This is a genomic window from Limnohabitans sp. Bal53 (assembly GCF_003063355.1).
Taxonomy (GTDB): Bacteria; Pseudomonadota; Gammaproteobacteria; order Burkholderiales; family Burkholderiaceae_C; genus Limnohabitans_A.
On record NZ_NESH01000006.1, the window covers coordinates 228,448 to 248,890 of the forward strand.

Consider the following 20,443-nt stretch of genomic DNA (forward strand, 5'->3'; position numbering starts at 1 on the left):
AGCAGCCGCAAGTTGTCGCCTGACATCTTGCGGCTGTTTGTATTTTGAGGGTCAAAAAATTGAGCTCCATCACTGGAGTTCACCAGGGGGATGAATTACCATCAACACCCATTTACAGGGGGGAAACATGCCATGCAAAAAAGGCAACAAGGTCTGACATTGATCGAGTTAATGATCGTCATTGCGATCATTGGTATCTTGGGCGCTCTGGCCTTGCCGGCCTATCAGGACTACAGCATCCGTGCCCGAGTGTCCGAAATGCTCTTGGCGGCAGGCGGTTGCAAAACAGCGGTGAACGAAGCCATCAGCTCTGCCTCACAACCCGATGTCTCCAGCGCATTGCCCAAGGCCTGTGAAAATCAGAGCAGCAAATACGTCAGCAGCATCAGCGCTGATGCAAATGGCGTGATCACCGTGGTGGGCAACCACGAAGCCTTGCGTGGCAGCACCAGCGCAACGGCCAACAGCATCAGCTTGACGCCTGTTCAAACGGGCAGCACCGCCGTCAACGGCAGCACCGACGGCGGCAAGACCATCGCCAGCTGGCGATGCGGACCGGCGGCCACCCATGGTTTGCCACTTAAATACTTGCCCGCTTCGTGCAAGGCATCTTGATTTTGGTGATTTCACGTGAATGCCTGGCGCGAGCCGGGCGTTTGTTGGTGGACTGAGTTCACATGCCGGAGTTCCGCTCACCAGCGCAGGGCACTGGCCGCCTCCAGCATGCCTTGCTGGTGTTGTTGCTGGCCTGGCCCTGGGTGCAGCCTTTTTCCAGCACCCCTTTGCCCAATGTGTGGCCGTGGTTGACCAGCTGGACTTGCCTGGCATTGGCTTTGTTGATGTGGCAACGCCTGAGTTTGACCATCCTTGTTCAAGGCTGGGCTTGGGCAGCTTTGCTCAGCAGCGCCATGGGTCTGGTGCAGTTTTTGGGTCAGGCTGAGCTTTTGGCACCGGCTTTGCATGTGCCCGCCTATCTGGGCGACGCCATGGGCAATTTGCGCCAGCGCAACCAGTTGGCGAGTTTGCTCGCACTGGGCATCTTGGCGGTCTTGATCTGGCGTGCCCTGGCGCTGTCCATGATCCACACCCTCTGGATGCTGGCCCTGTTGGCCATGGGCATGGCCGCAACAGCCTCGCGCACAGGGTTGCTTCAACTGCTGTTCATCGCTGTGTGGATGCTGCTGCACCGCGCAGCCCCCAAAGGACGCGAGGCTTTGGTGCTCACCGGGCTGGTGTTGGGCGTGTATGCCCTGGCGTCTTGGCTTTTGCCGGAGCTGCTGCTGCACCTGAGTGGCCAGGCCACGGACAGCGCCATGGTGCGCATGGGATCCTTGGGTGGCTGCGGCAGTCGCCAGGCGCTTTGGGCCAATGTGCTGCACTTGGTGGCACAGCATCCGCTTGGCGGCTGGGGCTGGGACCAGTTGCGTTACGCGCACTACATCACCGAGTTCCCCTCGTTGCGTTTTTGTGACATGTTGGGCAATGCCCACAACCTGCCCTTGCACATCGCATTTGTGTGGGGTGTGCCCGTGGCCGTGTTGGCGAGCTTGGGTGTGTTGGTGTGGGTGGTTCGCGCCAGGCCATGGCGTCACCAAGGAGCCGGACTACAGCTGGCTTGGGGGGGGCTTGGTGTTCTGGCTTTGCACAGTTTGCTCGAATACCCGCTGTGGTACGGCCCCTTCCAGGTGGCCCTGTTGCTGTGCCTGTGGCTCATGCGGGGCTGGGTCTGGCAAGTCTTGCAAGTGCGGGCCCGCGCGACGGGGCTGGCCGTGGTTTTGTTGGGCATTTTGGGCTTTGTGGCTTATGACCATGAGCAAGTGCGACAAATCTATATGCCAGCAGCGCAGCGCCTCAAGCTTTGGAGCGACCCCGCGCTGCAACTGGCGCAACGCACCTGGCTGTTCCGTGGCACGGCCGTGTTCGCGCTGGTCACCACCACGCCGGTCCACGAAGGCAATGCCCGCGCCATGCTGGAGGCCAGTTTGGTGGCCATGCGCACCTCCCCCGAGCCGCGTGTGATCGAAAAGCTCCTGGACAGTGCAAAGCTGCTGGGTGAAGACGCGCTGTATGAGGCGCATAAAAAACATTTCCAGCGGGTCTACCCACAGGCCTATCTGGCGTGGGCTTACCATCGTCAACCTTGAAAAAAATCAACGGGATATGGCGAAATTTTGCGAAATTACCCAATTGGGTAATTATATAAATCGACATATTTGATAAATTAGTTGCCAAATTCGGTATTGATATTTTTATGAAAAAACGACTTGGGCACATTTTTTTGGTGGACGACAACCATGACATTCGGTTTTATCTGAGTGACATGTTGACCCTGCTTGGCTATACGGTGGATACCTTTGACAATGCCACCGCATTTCTTGAGAGGTCACTGGACATATCGCCTGCTGTGGTCTTGTTGGACATGCGCATGCCCGGTCTAAACGGACTGGAGTTGCAATCGCAGATGGAAACTTTGGGGCGCAAAACCCCCATTATTTTCATCAGTGGTGAAAGTGACAAAGACGAAATCATTGAGGCCTTCCGATTGGGTGCAGTCGACTTCTTGCTCAAACCCTTCAATCGGGAAAAGCTGTGCCAAGTCGTAGACAAAGCCCTTGAAATGGACAGACAGCGCAACCAGGAGTTCATCAACACCGACGCGCTGAGGCGTTCCTTTGACACACTGTCAGCCCGCGAGCAGGAAATCTTCATGCTGATCGTGCAGGGTTTGACCAACAAAGGGATCGCCGAAGTCACAGGCATCCAGCCGGGCACGGCCAAGAAACACCGCGCCACCATCTACCAAAAGTTCGAAGTCAACACCAGTGCTGAACTGATTGGCCAATGCAAGGGCGTCGACTTGAGCAAACTCACCTAAAGTGAAGCCGTGAGGCAGCCGTGAGGCAGCCGTGATCGGCCCCGGCTAAAATCGAGTGCTTCCCAAGGAGCGTTGCAGCCCGCCGCCGTCAAGGCGCAGCAGGTCAGGCTTGGGACCGTTCAATGTCTGAATGATTTTGCACAACGACGCTCACCTGAATGCCCCAAGGTGAGCCTGTGTCTGTTGTCGCGTCTGAAATCCTGTCTGTTCCCCCCATGAAGTTGTCCGGTCTGGAGCCTGTCTCCATCGGCACCGGGTCATTGTTTGTCAACGTGGGTGAACGCACCAACGTGACCGGCTCCAAGGCTTTTGCCCGCATGATTTTGAATGGCGAGTACGAGCAGGCTTTGGCCGTGGCGCGTCAGCAGGTCGAAAACGGTGCGCAGGTCATCGACGTGAACATGGACGAAGCCATGCTCGACAGCCAGGCGGCCATGGTGCGGTTCTTGAACCTGATGGCCGGTGAGCCCGACATCGCCCGCGTGCCGGTGATGGTGGATTCGAGCAAGTGGTCGGTGATCGAAGCCGGTTTGCGCTGCATCCAGGGCAAGGGCATCGTGAACTCGATCAGCATGAAAGAGGGCTTGGAAGAGTTCAAGCGCCAGGCCAAGCTGGTCAAGCGCTACGGCGCGGCAGCTGTGGTGATGGCATTTGACGAAAAAGGCCAGGCTGACACTTACGAGCGCAAGATCGAGATTTGCGAACGCGCTTACCGCGTGCTGGTCGATGAAGTCGGCTTCCCGCCCGAAGACATCATTTTTGACCCGAACATCTTTGCAATCGCCACCGGCATCGAAGAGCACAACAACTACGCGGTGGACTTCATCGAAGCCACGCGCTGGATCAAGCAGAACCTGCCGGGCGCCAAGGTGTCGGGTGGTGTGTCCAACGTCAGTTTTTCATTCCGCGGCAACGACCCGGTGCGCGAAGCGATTCATACCGTTTTTCTGTACCACGCGATCCAAGCCGGCATGGACATGGGCATCGTGAACGCGGGCATGGTCGGCGTGTACGACGACCTGGAGCCCACGCTGCGCGAGCGTGTGGAAGACGTGGTGCTGAATCGTCGCCCCGATGCGGGCGAGCGTTTGATCGAAGTGGCCGACAGCGCCAAAGGCGCGGCCAAAGACGAGAGCACGAAGTTGGCTTGGCGCGGCACGCCCGATGCGCCCGTGAGCGTGGCGCAGCGCTTGAGCCACTCGCTGGTGCACGGCATCACCGACTTTATCAGCGACGACACCGAAGAGGCTTACCGCGAGATTCTGGCCAAGGGCGGTCGCCCCTTGCATGTGATCGAAGGCCCGCTGATGGACGGCATGAACGTGGTCGGTGACCTGTTTGGCCAGGGCAAGATGTTCTTGCCGCAAGTGGTCAAAAGCGCCCGTGTGATGAAGCAGGCCGTGGCGCATTTGCTGCCCTACATCGAAGCCGAAAAATTGGCGCAAGAAGCCGCAGGCGAAGATGTGAAAGCCAAAGGCAAGATCGTGATCGCCACGGTCAAGGGCGATGTGCACGACATCGGCAAAAACATCGTCACCGTGGTCTTGCAGTGCAACAACTTCGAAGTGGTCAATATGGGCGTGATGGTGCCCTGCCACGAAATTTTGGCCAAAGCCAAAGAAGAAAACGCCGACATCATTGGCCTGTCGGGTCTCATCACGCCGAGCTTGGAAGAGATGCAGTACGTGGCGGCCGAGATGGAAAAAGACCCGTACTTCCGCGACCGCCAAATGCCGCTGCTGATTGGTGGCGCCACCTGCAGCCGCGTGCACACCGCCGTGAAGATCGCGCCCAATTATTCAGGCCCCGTGGTCTATGTGCCCGATGCGTCGCGCAGTGTGGGCGTCGCGCAAGGCTTGTTGTCTGAGCAAGCGGCCAAGTTCATCGCTGACCTGAACACCGACTACGACAAGGTGCGCGAGCAGCACGCGGGCAAAAAGCAAACGCCGATTTGGACGCTGGCGCAGGCCCGCGCCAACAAGACGCCGATCGACTGGTCGCAAGGCGTGCCCGCCGCGCCCAAGTTCATTGGCCGGCGCGTGTTCAAAAACTACGATTTGGGCGAGATCGCCCAATACATCGACTGGGGTCCGTTCTTTCAAACTTGGGACTTGGCCGGCCCATTCCCGGCCATCTTGGATGATGAGATCGTGGGCGAGCAAGCCCGCAAGGTGTATGCCGATGGCCAGGCCATGCTGCAAAAAATCATCGACGGCCGCTGGGTCACGGCCAACGCCGTGCTGGGCCTTTACCCCGCCAACAGCGTGAACGATGACGACATCGCGATGTACACCGACGAGTCCCGCAATCAAGTCGCCATGACTTGGCGCGGCCTGCGGCAACAGACCGAGAAACACCTGATCGATGGCGTGATGCGCCCCAGCCGTTGCCTGGCCGACTTCGTCGCGCCGCAAGGTACAGCCCCTGACCACGTTGGCGTCTTCGCCGTCACGGCAGGCATTGGGGCCGACAAACGCGCCGCCGCCTTTGAAGCCGCGCACGACGATTACAGCGCCATCATGCTCAAGTCATTGGCCGACCGCTTGGCCGAAGCATTGGCCGAGTGTCTGCACAAAAAAGTGCGCACCGACCTGTGGGGTTACGCCGCCGCTGAGGCGCTGAGCAACGAAGAACTCATTGCAGAAAAATACCAAGGCATCCGCCCCGCGCCCGGCTACCCTGCCTGCCCCGACCACAGCGCCAAAAAGGCGATGTTCGACTTGCTGCAATGTGAGGACATCGGCATGGGCCTGACCGAGAGCCTGGCCATGACGCCCGCGGCCAGCGTGAGTGGTTTTTACATGGCCCACCCCGAGGCGCAGTACTTCAGCGTGGGCAAAGTCGGCGACGACCAGGTGAATGATCTGGCCCAGCGCAGTGGCGTGGAGGCCAAAGCCCTGCAGCGCTTGCTCGCGCCCAACCTCTGAAGTGGCGGTCGGGCGCTCAGACACAGGCGGTTTGACGGGGAATTGAGCGGGTTGTTGATCGGGGTGTGCATTTGGCCGCGATCACATGGGGTAAGCTTTTCGTTTGTCACACCGCTTGGGAGAAAAGACCTATGAACCGTATTGCTACGCGAGCCAGCGCCTGGATGGCCACAGCGGCCTTGGTGCTCAGCCTGACCGGCTGCGGCTACAACGACTTCCAGCGCCTGGAAGAGCAGACCACGTCTGCGTGGTCCGAGGTGCTCAACCAGTACCAGCGCCGTGCCGATCTGGTGCCCAACATCGTGGCCACCGTGAAGGGCGAGGCCAATTTCGAGCAGGAAACCCTGACCCAAGTGATTGAAGCGCGGGCCAAGGCCACGAGTTTCCAGATCACGCCCGAGGTGCTGACCAACCCGCAGGCTTTGCAGCAATTTCAGGCCATGCAGGGGCAACTCTCCAGTGCCCTGTCGCGCTTGATGGTGGTGTCCGAGCAATACCCCAACCTCAAGGCCAACCAGGGTTTTGCCGATTTGCGCGTGCAGCTCGAAGGCACCGAAAACCGCATCACCGTGGCGCGCAACCGCTACATCGCTGCCGTGCAGGAATACAACGTTCTCGCGCGCAGTTTTCCGAGCAACCTGACGGCCAAGGTGTTCGGCTACGCGCCCAAGGCCAATTTCACGGTGGCCAACGAAGCCGCCATCAGTGCGCCGCCCAAGGTGGATTTCGGTAAGTGATTCACTTCCACATGCCCCAACCTGGGCCAATGGGCGGGTTCAGCGCTCAGCGCTTGGGCAAGGGCTTGACCCGGCTGCTGTTGGCGGTTTTGGCCTGGGTCACATTGAGCCTGTCGCCCGCGTGGGCCCAAGCACTCGTGCCCGTGCCGCCCCTCACCGCTCGGGTGATGGACCAGACCGGCACCTTGGCCGCTGGTGATGTGGCGGCTCTCGAGCAGCAACTCAAGCGCTTTGAGCAGCAGCGCGGCACCCAGATCGTGGTGCTGGTGTTGCCCAGCACCGCGCCCGAGGACATCGCCGACTTCACCCAGCGTCTGGGCGACGCTTGGAAGATCGGTCGGCGCGAAGTGGGCGATGGCCTGCTGTTGGTGGTGGCTCTGAACGATCGCCGTTTGCGCATAGCGCCCGCCAAGTCGCTGGAAGGCGCAGTGCCCGACTTGGCGGCCCAACGCATCATCGACCAAGTCATCACGCCCGCATTTCGCCAGGGCGATGTGGCCGGCGGGCTGCGTGCTGGACTCAGCCACCTGCAAGCCCGCATTGAGGGCGAGGCCTTGCCGCTGCCCAAAGCCGGCGCACAAGCTGGCCAGCCCACTGGAGCGGCCGAGGTCGATGGGCTGAACTTGGCGGTTTTGTTGATGGTGGTTTTGCCCTCTGTAGCGGGCGTGTTGCGCCGGGTGTTGGGGCAGCGCTGGGGCGCATTGGGGACCGGGGGCGTGGTCGGTGTGGTGGTTTGGAGCATGACCGGTCTGCTTTGGCTGGCGGGCATCGCCGCCATGTTGGGCCTGATGTCGGCACTGTTCATGCAGGCCCTGCCCAGTGCCGCAGTGCGGCGCAGTCAGGGCAGCCACCGTGGGCGTGGCGGTGACTTTAACGGCTGGGGTGGTGGCGGACGAGGTCGCTCCGGTGGCTGGGGTGGCTCCAGCGGCGGTGGGTTTTCGTCCGGTGGCGGTGGCAATTTTGGGGGCGGTGGTGCCTCCGGGAGATGGTGATATGCACGAGTCGCTCCTGACCCAGGTCGTGCGATGGTGGCGACACCGCTGGATGGACGAGCGTGCTGCCGAGCGGGCGGTGCCGCCGGCCTTGGCCGAGCAGCTGCAGGCCCGAGTGAGCGCCAGCGAAGCGCGACACAGCGGAGAGATCGTGCTGTGCGTCGAAGCCGCTTTGCCCAACAGCTACCTGTGGCGTGCGGGGCGCGAAACGCCTTTGCCGGTGGTGATACGTGAGCGCGCACTGTCGTGGTTCGGCAAGCAACGCGTGTGGGACACCGAGCACAACAATGGCGTGCTCATCTACTTGTTGCTGGCCGAGCGCCGGGTCGAAATCGTGGCCGACCGGGGCATCAGCCGCCATGTGCCCGATGCCCATTGGCAAGTCGTGGTTCAAAAATTAAGTGAGTACTTGCAAGCCGGGGACTTCGACAGCGGTTTAACTCAGGCGTTGCAGGAAGTCTCGGCATTGCTGGTTCAGAACTTCCCGCTGCAGTCGGGCGAAGCGAACCCGAACGAGCTGTGCAACCGCGTGGTTTGGGCCTGAGCCAGCGGTCTTGTCAAAACAAGCACAATCGGCATCGACACACCGCTGGGTGGCAAGACAATAGAACCAACATGCACAACTTCTGGACCGCTTTGCTCAATGACTTGTACCAAGGCATTGAGCTGGACGCCAAGCGTCAGCAGCAGCTCATCAGCTTGTTCAAGTTGCATTTTGACAACCCGCAAGACATGCGTGCCGACGTGCAGGGCAAGCCGGTTTATTTGGGTTTGGCCATGAACGAGCAAGGTTTGCTGAAGCTCAAACCGCAATACCTTTTGCTCAATTTGCCCTTGTCTCAAGAGGTTTGAACCTTGAGGGATCAGGCGATTCAACTGAGGAGTTATCGATGAGCCCATCAATTTTGCTCACACGCCGACACGCCATGGGCCTCTTTGCAGCAGTGCTGGCGGACCCCGTTCTGGCCAACACAGCTTGGGCAGATACCTTGAATGCAGCCCGTGGCCAGACGGTGTACTTCAACGCCTGGGCTGGCAGTGAGCGCATCAACGCCTACGTGCAATGGGCCGCGGCTGAGTTGCAGCGCAACTTTGGCGTCAAGCTGCAGCACGTCAAGATCAGCGACGCGGCCGATGTGGTCAAGCGCGTGCGCGCCGAGAAGCAAGCCGGGCGCAAAGACACCGAAGGCACAGTCGACCTCATCTGGGTCAACGGCGAAAACTTCGCGGCCATGAAGCGCGATGGATTATTGTCTGCGCCCTTCGCACAAGCTTTGCCCAATTTCCAGTGGGTAGATACCGTGGGCAAGCCCACCACGCTGGTGGATTTTTCGGTGCCCACCGATGGTCTCGAATCGCCCTGGGGCATGGCCCAGCTCACGTTTTTTGCCGATGCCCAGCGTCTGCCTAAACCGCCGCAAAACATGGCCGAGTTGCTGGCCTTGGCCCGCACCCAACCTGGGCGCATCACCTACCCCCGCCCGCCCAACTTTCATGGCACCACCTTCGTCAAGCAGGCCTTGATCGAGCACGCGCCGGACGTGAAAGCGCTGGCCCAGCCCGTGACGCCTGAGGCTTTGGCATCGCAGGCTGCGCCGCTGTGGCGGTTTTTGGATGCGCTGCACCCGCACCTGTGGCGCGGCGGCAAACAGTTCCCGCAAAACTCGGCCGCCGTGCGCCAGATGATGGCCGACGGTGAGTTGGTGATGGCGCTGACGTTCAACCCCAATGAAGCGGCCAACGAGATCGCTGCCAAACGCCTGCCCGCCACGGTGCAAAGCTGGCAGTTCGCCAAGGGCACGATTGGCAACACGCACTTTGTGGCCATTCCTTACAACGCACCCAGCAAAGCGGGTGCGCAGGTGGTCGCCAACTTCTTGTTGTCACCCGCTGCGCAAGCACGCAAGGCCGACATCGACGTCTGGGGCGACCCGACGGTGCTGGATGTGGCCCGCTTGCCTGCGGCTGAGCGTGCGCGTTTTCAATCGGCCTCACGTCCCGGGCAAGTGGCCGTGACCGCCCCTGTGCTGCCCGAGCCGCATGCGTCCTGGGTGGATGCACTCGAAAAAGAGTGGACCCGCCGTTACGGCGTGTGAGCTTCTTGCCCGTCTTTTTGCTGGCCTTGATCGCTGCCGTGCCCATGGGCTGGGCGCTGTGGGCGGCCGCTTCGCAAGCGCTGGATGTCAGCGCTTGGCAGGCCTTGTGGGCCGATCCGCAAACGCTGCGCGCTTGGGGCATGACGCTGTGGACCGGGCTGGCCTCCACGGTGCTGGTGTGGTGGACCGTGGCACGTTTGTTGGCCCATGGTTTCATTCGGCAGCAATTGGCCCGCTGGCTCACCCATGTGCCAGCCTTGCTGGCCACGCCGCACGCGGCCATGGCCATTGGCTTGGTGTTGTGGCTTTCGCCCAGCGGCTGGGCTCTGCGCTTGGTGTCGCCGGGCATCACCGGTTTTGATGCGCCGCCGCCTTGGTTGACCACACAAGACCCGTGGGGTCTGGGTTTGATTTTGGCCCTGTGGCTCAAGGAAGTGCCGTTTTTGCTCTGGGTGGCGGCCACGCAATTGCAACGCGAAGACCTGCGCCGAAGATGGCAGGCCGAATTTGCACTGGCCCAAACTTTGGGCCACACGCCCACACAAGCTTTTGCCCAAGTGGTCTGGCCACAGCTGGCACCGCGCTTACGCTGGCCGCTGCTGGCGGTGTTGGCCTATGGCCTCACGGTGGTGGACATGGCGCTCATCATTGGCCCTGCGACGCCACCTACTTTGGCGGTGCTGGCCTGGCAATGGTTGGGTGATGCCGATGCGGCCATGCAGGCGCAAGGGGCGGCAGCGGCAGGGTGTCTCACGGTCAGTGTGGCGATGTTGGCAGGGGTGACCGTCATGGTGCTGCGTGCTTGGGCGCGTCTGCGCAGAATCGTGAGCAGCCCCCTGTTGTTCCAGGGTCAGGCGCCCTGGATGGGCTGGGCCATCGGTGGGGCATATCTGGCCGTTTGGTGGGCCTTGGCGGTGGGCAGTGTGTCGGGCGTCTGGCCTTTTCCGCTGCTTTGGCCATCGCTGTGGACGGGTGATGCCTGGGCGCAAGTGATCGCCAGTGCCCCCACGGTGTGGACCACCTTGGGTTTGGCTGCGGCTTCGGCCAGTGTGTGCCTGGTTTGGTCGGTGGCCTGGCTGGAGCTGACACCGCGCCGCTGGCAACAGGCTTTGCGGCCCTGGTGGTTGCTGCCGCTGGTGTTGCCCTCGGTGCTGTGGGTGGTGGGCCTCTACAGCGTGGCGCTGCAGTGGCGACTGGAAGGTCAGTGGCTGGGCCTGCTTTTGGCGCATGCGGTCATGGTGCTGCCGTATGTGCTGTTGGCCTTGGAGCCCGCCTATTTGGCGGTCGATCCGCGCCAATCAGCCCTGGTGGCCAGCTTGGGGCAGAGCCGATGGACTGATTTGCTGCGCATCAAATGGCCGCTGCTCCAACGCGCCATCGCCTCGGCTTGGGCGGTGGGTTTTGCGGTCAGTGTGGCGCAGTATTTGCCCACCTTGTATGTGGGGGCGGGGCGCTTTGCGACGGTCACCACCGAGGCCGTGACGCTGGCGTCTGGCGCGCAGCGCTCGCTCATGAGCGCTTATGCCGCTTTGCAGATGCTCTTGCCCGTGTTGGCCTTTGCTTTGGCCGCCTACTGGGGCAGGCCACGCCAATTTGAGAAGATCGGGTCGATGAAAGACAACACATGAACGCGGGACTCCAGATCGACATCGAACGCTTGGGCACGGCGGCGCAGACCTTGGTGCAAGACCTGCACCTGCATGTGCCCGCAGGCGAGATCCTCACGCTCATGGGGCCGAGTGGTTGCGGCAAAAGCTCGGTGCTGGCGGCCACGGCGGGCACGCTGGCCAGTGTGTCCGAAGGTTTGCAGCCTTTGCAGTTTGACGGCCGCGTGCAGCTGAACGGCCGTGACCTCACCACTTTGCCCACGCACCTGCGCGGCGTCGGCTTGGTGTTTCAAGATGCTTTGCTGTTTGCCCACATGACGGTGGCCGAAAACCTGCTGTTTGCAGTCCCCCGCGCCTTGCCGCTTGCACAGCGCCAGGCGCGTGTGCAGCAAGCGTTGCAAGAAGCCGAGCTGAGCGGCATGGGCGAGCGTGATCCTTCTACCCTGTCGGGCGGGCAACGCGCCCGCGTCGCGCTCATGCGGGCGCTGCTGGCCGAGCCGCAAGCGCTGCTGCTCGATGAGCCGTTTTCCAAACTCGACGCTGCCTTACGCGCCCAGCTGCGCCCGTGGGTGTTTGCGCATGTGCGTGAGCGGCTCATCCCGGTGGTGCTGGTCACGCACGACCAACAAGATGTGGCCGACCCGCAGCGCGTGGTGCACTTGCGCGCCACCGAAGAAAGCCCCCACCATGTTTGACCGCCACGCCCAAACCCTCTTGCGCCCCGCGCTGAACGCTGCCGCACGCGGCTTGGTGCGCGCAGGCATCAGCGCCGACACGCTGACCTGGCTGGGCTTTGCCATCGGCATGGCCGCCGCCGTGGCTATAACGCTGCAAGCGTGGTGGTGGGGCTTGGCGCTGCTGCTCGCCTCGCGCTTGCTCGACGGCCTGGACGGCAGCGTGGCCCGCCTGACCCAACCCACCGACGCGGGCGGCTTCTTGGACATCGCGCTCGACTTCGTGTTTTACGCCGCCATTCCCCTGGCCTTTGCAGTGGCCAACCCCAGCGCCAACGCACTGCCCGCCGCAGCCCTGCTGGCCAGCTTCATCGGCACTGGCAGCAGCTTTTTGGCGTTTGCCGCACTGGCCGAAAAACGTGGCCTGACGGACACTGCCTTGCCGGGCAAAAGCTTTTACTTCTTGGGCGGCCTGACCGAAGCCACCGAGACCATCACGGTGTTTGCCGCCATGTGCATCTGGCCTGAACACTTTGCGGTGTTGGCTTATGGGTTTGCGGGCTTGTGTGCGGTGACGACGGGGATGCGGGTTTGGTGGGGGTATGGGCGGTTGGGGTGAAGTTACGCCGTTACGCGATTAGCTTGAATGTTCGTGTCCTTAGTTTGCTATCCACTTTGCGGATTAACGTTTAGGCGGCAAGGGAACCGACGCCAATAGCCGTAATGCTGGGATCGGTCATTCGAAGACTCCTGATACATAACGCCAAAGTTAACCGGCGCCGGAGCCGAAGGCGGAAGGCACCAACACTGGCCATGAAAATGGCGAAGCCATTGCCAGTGTTGGCGTCCGCGTTGAACGCCCAGTTAGACCTGGCTCCGAAGCGCGCAGCATTTAGAAACTCGAATGACGTCGAGCATTCAGCACATCTGCCATTTCATCGATGGAAAGACCTCGACCATCAAGCTTGGGGCGGATTTCGAGAAACTTTGCCAACATTCGCTGGTAGCCATCGATTACTTGGCAATGAGAGTTCAGGTCGCGATCAGCGAACCGAGTAAATCGATTCATCTCTTTGACCAAGAAGTTCGCAATGCTCATGTATTCCGATTCGTTATTTCCATCGAATCCGGAGAAGGCGACGTGCTTGCCGAACGGGTCAGCTTTTGCTTCAAGCGCAGATTTTTCGGTGGCATCGAACCGCTCATGGGCCTCTTCGATGAAGGACCACATGTCCAGAATGTCGACTATCAAGCTGACTTCGGCTGGGGTTGGCTCCGGTGAATCACCGACGATTCCTGGAAGTTCCCAAGACAAAGCCCATGTGTTGTTCGAGTAGATGGCTTGCTTGATGAGCTTGGTGTTGACTTCGTCAATCTCAAGCTTTTCGTGCAAGTCCGCGAGCATCGTGACAATCAACTTCTCTGCATTTGTGAATTTCATGTGTTCTTTCTGGTTGAGTAAGTGGTGTGTCGGGAGGGTCTAATGTGATGTAGACCGCAAAACCCGGTTGATACACCCGGTCTGAGTCGATACATCCTTTTGTTGAAATCGTTGCAAGCGGCTTGTGCCATGGGGTTCAGGCCAAGCGCTGTATGTGCATGCAGGTATAAATTTCAAGACCAAACCCGGCATCCAATTCCTTGCAACTTCCCTCCCGCACCATCCAGCGCAGCAGGCATGAAGCACTCCACTATACCCAAATAAATACGAAAAATTAGCTACAAAAACTCTCTGTGTTCAATCATCAGCAGTCCCCCAACCCACCCCAAGCACCAACTGGTACCCGCGATTGCGGCGAATATGCAGCTCATTCACCGCAATATTTGCGGTGAATGACGACGACTCAACGCCTTCACATACAGATTGCACGACACGATGACTCGCAAGCGCGACACATTGAGCGACATAATGGCGATCAATAGTGACGCTCTTGGAGGCCCTAAATCCCCTGAGCGCGACAAATGACCCCTCAATAGGCCACCCCATGCCCCGCATCACCCCCGCCGCCGAATTGCAACTGATCGAATCCATCGTGGCCGCGCACCCCGGCGGGATCGGCATTGCCGAGATCGAGGCGACCATGGCGCAGCGTCATGGTGGGGCGCTGAACCGCCGCACTTTGCAGCGCCGCTTACTCAAACTGATCGATGCGCAGCGGATCGCGTTTGAGGGGCAGAGCATTGCGCTGGTTTACAAGCCGGTGGCGTTGGCTTGGGCGCAGCTTGCGCGTGGGGACGTCAGTGCCCCTTTGAGCATGGGCGTCGGCGTGGCCGAGGCGGAACCCGATTTGCCGGTTTCGCCCGAAGGCGCCAGCATCCGTGATCGGGTCCGGCAACCGCTGATGCACCGGCGCCCGGTGGGTTATCGGCGTGAGTTTTTGGAGTCGTATCAGCCGGGTGTGACGTTTTACTTGCCAGCCGCGCTGCGAAGCCAGCTGCACGAGATGGGCCGCACGCCCGCCCATGAGCGACCCGCAGGCACCTACGCCCGCGACATCTTGAGCCGTTTGTTGGTGGATTTGTCGTGGGCTTCATCGCGGCTGGAGGGCAACACCTACAGCCGCCTGGACACGCAAAACCTGATCGAGCATGGTCAGGCCGCGCAGGGCAAGGACGCCATCGAAACGCAGATGATCCTGAACCACAAAGCCGCTATCGAGATGCTGATTGAGGACACGGACGAGGACATGAACGAGGTGGGCTTTGATGCCTTCACGTTCAAAAACTTGCATGCCGTGTTGTCGCAAGACCTGATGCGCGACCCGCAGGCCAGTGGAAGGCTGCGTCGGCGCGTGGTGGAGATTTCGGGCACGGCGTTTCACCCCGTCGCCATGCCTCAGGTGATTGAGGACTGTTTTGAGCTGTTGCTGAGCAAAGCTGCCGCCATTCCCGATCCGTTTGAGCAGGTGTTTTTCCTCATGGTGCAGCTGCCGTATTTGCAGCCGTTTGAAGATGTGAACAAACGCGTGTCGCGCATTGCTGCCAACATGCCGCTGATCCAGCACAAGCTGTGCCCCTTGTCGTTCATCGACGTGCCCGAGCGGGCTTACATCGAAGGGACTTTGGGCGTGTATGAACTCAACGAGGTCGATTTGTTGCGCGACGTGTTTGTGTGGGCGTATGAGCGTTCGTGCCAGCGTTATCTGGCCATCACCCAAACCATGGTGGAGCCGAACCCTCTCAAAATCAAATACCGCGAAGCGCTGATTCAGGCCGTGCAGGCGGTGGTCAAAGGCCTGCAAGCGCCCAGCCCAGACGCGCTGGCTACTGTGGTGGCGGGTATGGGTCTGCCTGCAGCCGATCACGATGCGTTCACCCGCATGTTGGCCGAGGCGCTGCACCAGTTGCACGAAGGCAGCGTGGCCCGATACCGGCTGCGTCGCTCGGAATACCTGGCTTGGCAGTTGGCTTGCTCGGGTGGTGACGATCACTTGTAACTTTTTGCCCAGCCGCACCGAACTGTCAGTTCATCAGCGTTATCGTTCACAGTCTTGGGGAGTGCACATCTCGCACCATCCGCCAAGTGATCGCCCCATCAGGAGTTCCCCTTTCATGCGTCTTAGACAATCTCTTTTGCTGCTGTTGTTGGGCTTGGTCATTGGCGCTTTTGTCGGCTTGGACCTGAGTCGCTACCTGAGCTTTGAGCAGCTCAAGGCCAGCCAGGCCAGTTTTGACCAGCTCTATGCACAGCAGCCCGTGATGGTGGCTGCCGTTTACTTTGGGGTTTACGTCTTGGCCACGGCGTTGTCGATTCCGGGTGCGGTCATCATCACTTTGGGCGGCGGTGCCGTGTTTGGCCTGTGGCAAGGCTTGCTGCTGGTGTCGTTTGCCTCCACCCTCGGTGCCACTTTGGCTTTTCTGGCTTCACGCTTTGTGCTGCGCGAGTGGGTCGAAGCACGTTTTGGTCAGCGCTTGGCCGACATCAATGCAGGCGTGGACAAAGAGGGCGCGTTTTACCTCTTCACTTTGCGCCTGATTCCGGTGGTGCCGTTTTTCCTGATCAACCTGCTCATGGGCCTGACGCGCATGAAGACCTGGACGTATTACTGGGTGAGCCAGTTGGGCATGCTGGCGGGCACGGCGGTGTATGTGAATGCGGGCACGCAACTGGCGCAGCTGGACTCGGTGCGGGGCATTTTGAGCCCGGCGTTGTTGGGCAGCTTTGTGCTGCTGGGCATCTTTCCCTTGTTGGCGCGCCGCATCGTGGCGGCTGTGCAAAAGCGCAAGGTCTACGCCCGCTGGACCAGCGTGCGCCCCAAGAAATTTGACCGCAACCTGATCGTGATCGGCGGAGGCGCGGCAGGTTTGGTGTCGGCCTACATTGCGGCCGCCGTCAAAGCCAAAGTCACTTTGATCGAGGCGCACAAGATGGGTGGCGACTGCCTGAACTACGGCTGCGTGCCGAGCAAGGCCTTGATCAAGAGCGCCAAGCTGGCCCACCAAATGCGGCACGGTGCACAGTACGGCCTGAGCGACACCGCGCCCAGCTTCAGTTTCAAGGCGGTGATGCAGCGTGTGCACGACGTGATCAAAGCCATCGAGCCGCACGACAGTGTGGAGCGCTACACCGGCTTGGGTGTGGAGGTGCTGCAGGGTTATGGCAAGTTGGTGAACCCCTGGACAGTGGAGGTGACGTTGAACGACGGCCAGGTGCAGCGCCTGACTGCGCGCAGCATCGTGATTGCGGCGGGCGCACGCCCTATGGTGCCGCCTTTGCCGGGCCTCGATGACGTGGGCTATGTCACCAGCGACACGCTGTGGGACGAGTTTGCCAAGCTCGACGAGATTCCGAAGCGCATCGTGGTGCTGGGCGGCGGGCCAATTGGCTGCGAGCTGTCGCAAAGCTTCGCCCGCCTCGGTGCACAGGTCACGCAGGTCGAGATGGGCGAACGCATCATGGTGCGCGAGGACGAAGAGGTGTCTGCGTTGGCGCGCGACGCGCTGCAGGCCGACGGCGTGCTGGTGCTCACCGGACACAAGGCGCTGCGCTGCGAATGGCGGCCCACCCCCACTGCGAACGAAGCGAAGCAGTCCATGGATCGCCACGCTTCGCTCGCGATGACAGGAGACATGTTGCTTGCGATGCAGGGAGGCAAGTTGCCTGTGATGACAGGAGACAAGTTGTCTGCGATGACAGAGGATGAGTCGCCCCCGATGACCAAATACCTGATCGTCGAGCACGGAGGTCAAGAGCGCGCCATTCCATTTGATGCGCTGGTCTGCGCTGTGGGCCGTGTGGCCCGTCTGCAAGGTTATGGCCTCGAAGACATTGGGGTGCCCACGCACCGCACCGTCGAGACCAATGAGTATTTGCAAACGCTCTACCCCAATATCTTCGCGGCAGGCGATGTGGCTGGGCCTTACCAGTTCACGCACACGGCCGCGCACCAAGCTTGGTATGCGGCAGTCAACGCGCTGTTTGGTGATTTCAAATCCTTCAAGGTCGACTACCGCGTGATCCCCTGGGCCACCTTCATCGACCCCGAGGTGGCGCGTGTGGGCCTGAACGAACAAGAGGCGCAAGCCCAAGGCATCGCTTACGAGGTGACGAAGTACGGCATCGACGACTTGGACCGGGCGATTGCCGACAGTGAGGCGCACGGCTTTGTGAAAGTGCTCACCGTGCCGGGCAAAGACCGCATTTTGGGTGTCACCATCGTGGGCTCGCACGCGGGCGATCTGCTGGCCGAATACGTGCTGGCCATGAAGCATGGCCTGGGCTTGAACAAGATTTTGGGCACCATCCACACTTACCCGACCATGGCCGAGGCCAACAAGTACGCCGCCGGTGAATGGAAGCGTGCCCATGCACCGCAAAAGTTGCTGGCTTGGGTGAAGAAGTTCCACGATTGGCGGCGTGGATGATTCATTTGTTGAAACCTGTTCCTGCGCTGCTGGCGCTGGGCATGGCCTGCGCTACAGCTTTCGCCACTGCGCAAAGCCTGTCGCCTTTGGTGCCCGCCGATGGTGCAGCCGCCAGTACTTGGCGCTTTGTGGGCTTTCCCAAGTCCAAGGCCGACATTCCCGCCACCCGCTTCGAGTTGGCCGAGGTGCAAGGCGAGCGGGCCCTTAAGGTCAGCACCCGCGCTTCGTATGGCACCTGGGTGCACGACCTGCCCAAAGCCGAGCCGGGTCGCCTGCAATGGCGCTGGCGTCTGGACCAGCCACTCACGGGTGGGCAAGTTGTGGCCGACATTTTGACCAAAGCCGGTGACGATGCGGCGCTCAAGGTTTGCGTGATGTTTGACCACCCGCTGGACCAGGTGCCTTTTGTAGAGCGCACCTTGTTGCGCATTGCCAGAAGCGTGAGCGGCGAAGACTTGCCTGCGGCTACGCTTTGTTATGTGTGGGACAGCGTGCATGCAGCGGGCCTGCAAGCGGCCAACCCCTACACAAAACGGGTGCGCTTCATCACTTTGCAAGGCAAGGGTGCGCCCCTGGCCCAATGGCAAGCCGAAACCCGCGATGTGGCTGCTGACTTTGCGAAATGGTTTGCCGAGGAGTTGCCAGCAGGCGCTGCCGCGCCCAAAGTGCTTGCGGTGCTGATTGGAGCGGACAGCGACAACACGGGTGCTCAGAGTGTGGGTTGGGTCAAAGGCATCGATTGGGTGCGCTGAAAACATGGCCCTCTTGGGGGGCTGGTCATGCCGCTCGATCGCAATGGGTTCATTCATCTGGATGTGAAAAAGGCTGAGTCTGCAGCGATGTGTATGTTGCGGGCAGCAGCATAGGTCGTGAGACGGATAATTCGGGGATGATTGACCGACTCAAGCTTTACCTGGACCTGATTCGCTGGAACCGACCTGCCGGCTGGCTGTTGTTGTTGTGGCCCACTTTGTCGGCTTTGTGGGTGGCGGCTGACGGCTTCCCGGGCTGGCATTTGGTGGCGGTGTTCACGTTGGGCACCATCCTCATGCGCAGCGCGGGTTGTTGCGTCAACGATGTGGCCGATCGCGAGTTTGACAAACACGTCAAGCGCACGGCCCAGCGCCCTGTGACCAGCGGGCGTTTGGGCGTCAAAGAGGCCTTGCTTTTGGGGGTGGTCTTGGCGCTGTGGGCTTTTGTGTTGGTGCTCAGTACCAACCGCGTGACGGTCGCTTGGTCGTTTGCAGCTTTGGCCGTGACCTTGGCTTACCCCTATGCCAAACGTTTTGTGTCCATGCCCCAGGCGGTGTTGGGGGTGGCCTTCAGTTTTGGAATTCCGATGGCTTTTGCGGCGGTCCAAAGCGAAGTTCCACTGCTCGCTTGGGGTCTACTGATGGGCAATTTGTTTTGGGTGTTGGCGTATGACACCGAGTACGCGATGGTGGACCGCGACGATGATCTGAAGATCGGCATGAAAACCTCTGCCATTACGCTGGGTCAATGGGATGTGGCGGCCATTGCGGGTTTCTATGCGGCCTTTTTGACCATATGGGCGCTGCTGCTGGACGCGCCCGAGGGCAGCGCTTGGCTGTGGGTGGGTTTGGCTGGTGCGGCCGCCCAGGCGGTGTGGCATGTGTGGTTGATCAAGGACCGCAGCCGAGAGGGCTGCTTCAAAGCTTTCAGGTTGAACCACTGGGTAGGCTTTAGCGTGTTTCTGGGTTTGGTCCTGTCTCATACCTGATGTCCAAAGCCCCTGGCGGGTGTTGACCCGCGTTCAGGCCTTGCCGAATTCGTCACCCAACTCGCGCGCCCGTCGCTCGGCCGCTTGCATGGCCGTGACAAAAGCGGGCTTGATACCGGCAGCCTCCATCGCGGTGAGGGCCGCATAGGTGGTGCCGCCTTTGGAGGTGACACGCTGGCGCAACACCGCAGGCGATTCGGTGGAAGCCGCAGCCAGGCTGGCTGCACCCGCAAACGTGGCCACCGCCAGCTGATAGGCCTGCTCGGCACTCAGGCCCATGCCCTGGCCCGCTTCGGTCATGGCTTCAAGGAAATAAAACACATAGGCCGGACCGGACCCCGACAAGGCGGTCACCGCGTCCAGCTGCGACTCCTGCTGCACCCAGATGAATTGTCCGGTGGTGCCAATGACTTGTTCTACCAGCGTCTGGTCTGCCGGAGTGACAGATGGGCAGGCAAACAAGCCGGTGATGCCTTGGCCCACAAGAGCCGGGGTGTTGGGCATGCAGCGCACCACCCGATCGGTGCCGACCCAGCGCGCAATGCTGTCGGTGCGTATGCCTGCGGCCACCGACAGGTGCAAGGCGGCGCGGGTGTGGGCCATGACCGGCGCAGCCGCTTCGCTGAAGATTTGTGGTTTGACCGCCCAGACCACCAAGTCAGCCCGGGCCAGGGCTGGGCCTGCGACGGGCAAGGCGGTGATGCCGAAGTCCTTGTGCAGTTTGGCGGCGGTATCGGCAAAGGGTTCGACCACGGTGAATTGATCGGGCCGCATACCTTGACGGATCAAACCGCCAATGATGGCGCTGGCCATGTTGCCGCCGCCGATGAAGGCCATGTGGTGTGCAAAAGTCGTCATGGTGCCAAGTCTCGCTGGTGTCTTTGTACAAAGGTCAATCGGGGAATTGTCGCTGTTTGTACTGGCTGCTT

18 protein-coding genes and 1 riboswitch are annotated in these 20,443 nt (G+C 60.7%); of the genes, 16 read left to right on the top strand and 2 right to left on the bottom strand.

Annotated elements, in window-relative coordinates:
- The first annotated feature begins 132 nt into the window (after nucleotides 1-132).
- From B9Z50_RS15445 to B9Z50_RS15500, 12 genes are all read left to right on the top strand, one after another.
- Nucleotides 133-615, top strand: a complete 483-nt coding sequence (locus B9Z50_RS15445) for a pilin (protein ID WP_108365635.1) — start codon at nucleotides 133-135, stop codon at nucleotides 613-615.
- A 62-nt stretch (nucleotides 616-677) separates the two neighbouring features.
- Nucleotides 678-2,144: a PglL family O-oligosaccharyltransferase gene (locus tag B9Z50_RS15450; RefSeq protein ID WP_108365636.1), complete on the top strand. Its 1,467-nt coding sequence runs from the start codon at nucleotides 678-680 to the stop codon at nucleotides 2,142-2,144.
- A 107-nt stretch (nucleotides 2,145-2,251) separates the two neighbouring features.
- Nucleotides 2,252-2,875: a response regulator transcription factor gene (locus B9Z50_RS15455; protein ID WP_108365637.1), complete on the top strand. Its 624-nt coding sequence runs from the start codon at nucleotides 2,252-2,254 to the stop codon at nucleotides 2,873-2,875.
- 58 nt (nucleotides 2,876-2,933) lie between these two features.
- Nucleotides 2,934-3,034: riboswitch (S-adenosyl-L-homocysteine riboswitch) on the top strand.
- Nucleotides 3,035-3,090: 56 nt separating this feature from the next.
- The gene (gene metH, locus B9Z50_RS15460) at nucleotides 3,091-5,802 is read left to right on the top strand and encodes a methionine synthase (protein WP_108365638.1); all 2,712 of its coding nucleotides are present in this window, start codon (nucleotides 3,091-3,093) and stop codon (nucleotides 5,800-5,802) included.
- 131 nt (nucleotides 5,803-5,933) lie between these two features.
- Nucleotides 5,934-6,539, top strand: a complete 606-nt coding sequence (locus B9Z50_RS15465) for a LemA family protein (RefSeq protein ID WP_233249904.1) — start codon at nucleotides 5,934-5,936, stop codon at nucleotides 6,537-6,539.
- Nucleotides 6,540-6,550: 11 nt separating this feature from the next.
- Complete coding sequence (locus B9Z50_RS15470; RefSeq protein WP_233249905.1) at nucleotides 6,551-7,531, top strand: YgcG family protein; 981 nt, start codon at nucleotides 6,551-6,553, stop codon at nucleotides 7,529-7,531.
- Nucleotide 7,532: 1 nt separating this feature from the next.
- A complete protein-coding gene (locus B9Z50_RS15475) occupies nucleotides 7,533-8,075 on the top strand; it encodes a TPM domain-containing protein (protein WP_108365640.1) in 543 nt (180 codons plus the stop codon).
- Between the two features lie 71 nt (nucleotides 8,076-8,146).
- The gene (locus tag B9Z50_RS15480; protein WP_370463087.1) at nucleotides 8,147-8,383 is read left to right on the top strand and encodes a hypothetical protein; all 237 of its coding nucleotides are present in this window, start codon (nucleotides 8,147-8,149) and stop codon (nucleotides 8,381-8,383) included.
- Nucleotides 8,384-8,421: 38 nt separating this feature from the next.
- Nucleotides 8,422-9,627: an ABC transporter substrate-binding protein gene (locus tag B9Z50_RS15485; protein ID WP_108365641.1), complete on the top strand. Its 1,206-nt coding sequence runs from the start codon at nucleotides 8,422-8,424 to the stop codon at nucleotides 9,625-9,627.
- Complete coding sequence (locus B9Z50_RS15490) at nucleotides 9,624-11,255, top strand: ABC transporter permease (protein WP_370463088.1); 1,632 nt, start codon at nucleotides 9,624-9,626, stop codon at nucleotides 11,253-11,255. Before B9Z50_RS15485 ends, B9Z50_RS15490 begins: the two co-directional genes overlap by 4 nt.
- Nucleotides 11,252-11,929, top strand: a complete 678-nt coding sequence (locus tag B9Z50_RS15495; RefSeq protein WP_108365642.1) for an ATP-binding cassette domain-containing protein — start codon at nucleotides 11,252-11,254, stop codon at nucleotides 11,927-11,929. Before B9Z50_RS15490 ends, B9Z50_RS15495 begins: the two co-directional genes overlap by 4 nt.
- Nucleotides 11,922-12,527 carry a CDP-alcohol phosphatidyltransferase family protein gene (locus B9Z50_RS15500; RefSeq protein ID WP_108365643.1) on the top strand — a complete coding sequence of 202 codons (606 nt, stop codon included), beginning with the start codon at nucleotides 11,922-11,924 and terminating at the stop codon, nucleotides 12,525-12,527. Before B9Z50_RS15495 ends, B9Z50_RS15500 begins: the two co-directional genes overlap by 8 nt.
- A gap of 273 nt (nucleotides 12,528-12,800) precedes the next feature.
- On the opposite strand, the gene B9Z50_RS15505 is transcribed toward B9Z50_RS15500, so the two are convergent.
- A complete protein-coding gene (locus tag B9Z50_RS15505; RefSeq protein ID WP_108365644.1) occupies nucleotides 12,801-13,349 on the bottom strand; it encodes a YfbU family protein in 549 nt (182 codons plus the stop codon).
- 544 nt (nucleotides 13,350-13,893) lie between these two features.
- On the opposite strand from B9Z50_RS15505, the gene B9Z50_RS15510 reads away from it, so the two are divergent.
- From B9Z50_RS15510 to ubiA, 4 genes are all read left to right on the top strand, one after another.
- A complete protein-coding gene (locus tag B9Z50_RS15510; RefSeq protein ID WP_108365645.1) occupies nucleotides 13,894-15,345 on the top strand; it encodes a Fic family protein in 1,452 nt (483 codons plus the stop codon).
- 115 nt (nucleotides 15,346-15,460) lie between these two features.
- Entirely contained in the window at nucleotides 15,461-17,773 is a 2,313-nt protein-coding gene (locus B9Z50_RS18015) for an FAD-dependent oxidoreductase (RefSeq protein WP_233249907.1), read from the top strand.
- Nucleotides 17,770-18,525: a DUF3047 domain-containing protein gene (locus tag B9Z50_RS15525; RefSeq protein WP_108365646.1), complete on the top strand. Its 756-nt coding sequence runs from the start codon at nucleotides 17,770-17,772 to the stop codon at nucleotides 18,523-18,525. Before B9Z50_RS18015 ends, B9Z50_RS15525 begins: the two co-directional genes overlap by 4 nt.
- A gap of 137 nt (nucleotides 18,526-18,662) precedes the next feature.
- Complete coding sequence (gene ubiA / locus B9Z50_RS15530; protein ID WP_108365647.1) at nucleotides 18,663-19,514, top strand: 4-hydroxybenzoate octaprenyltransferase; 852 nt, start codon at nucleotides 18,663-18,665, stop codon at nucleotides 19,512-19,514.
- A 33-nt stretch (nucleotides 19,515-19,547) separates the two neighbouring features.
- Here ubiA and proC read toward each other — a convergent pair whose 3' ends face one another.
- Nucleotides 19,548-20,372, bottom strand: a complete 825-nt coding sequence (gene proC, locus B9Z50_RS15535; RefSeq protein WP_108365648.1) for a pyrroline-5-carboxylate reductase — start codon at nucleotides 20,370-20,372, stop codon at nucleotides 19,548-19,550.
- Nucleotides 20,373-20,443: the final 71 nt, after the last annotated feature.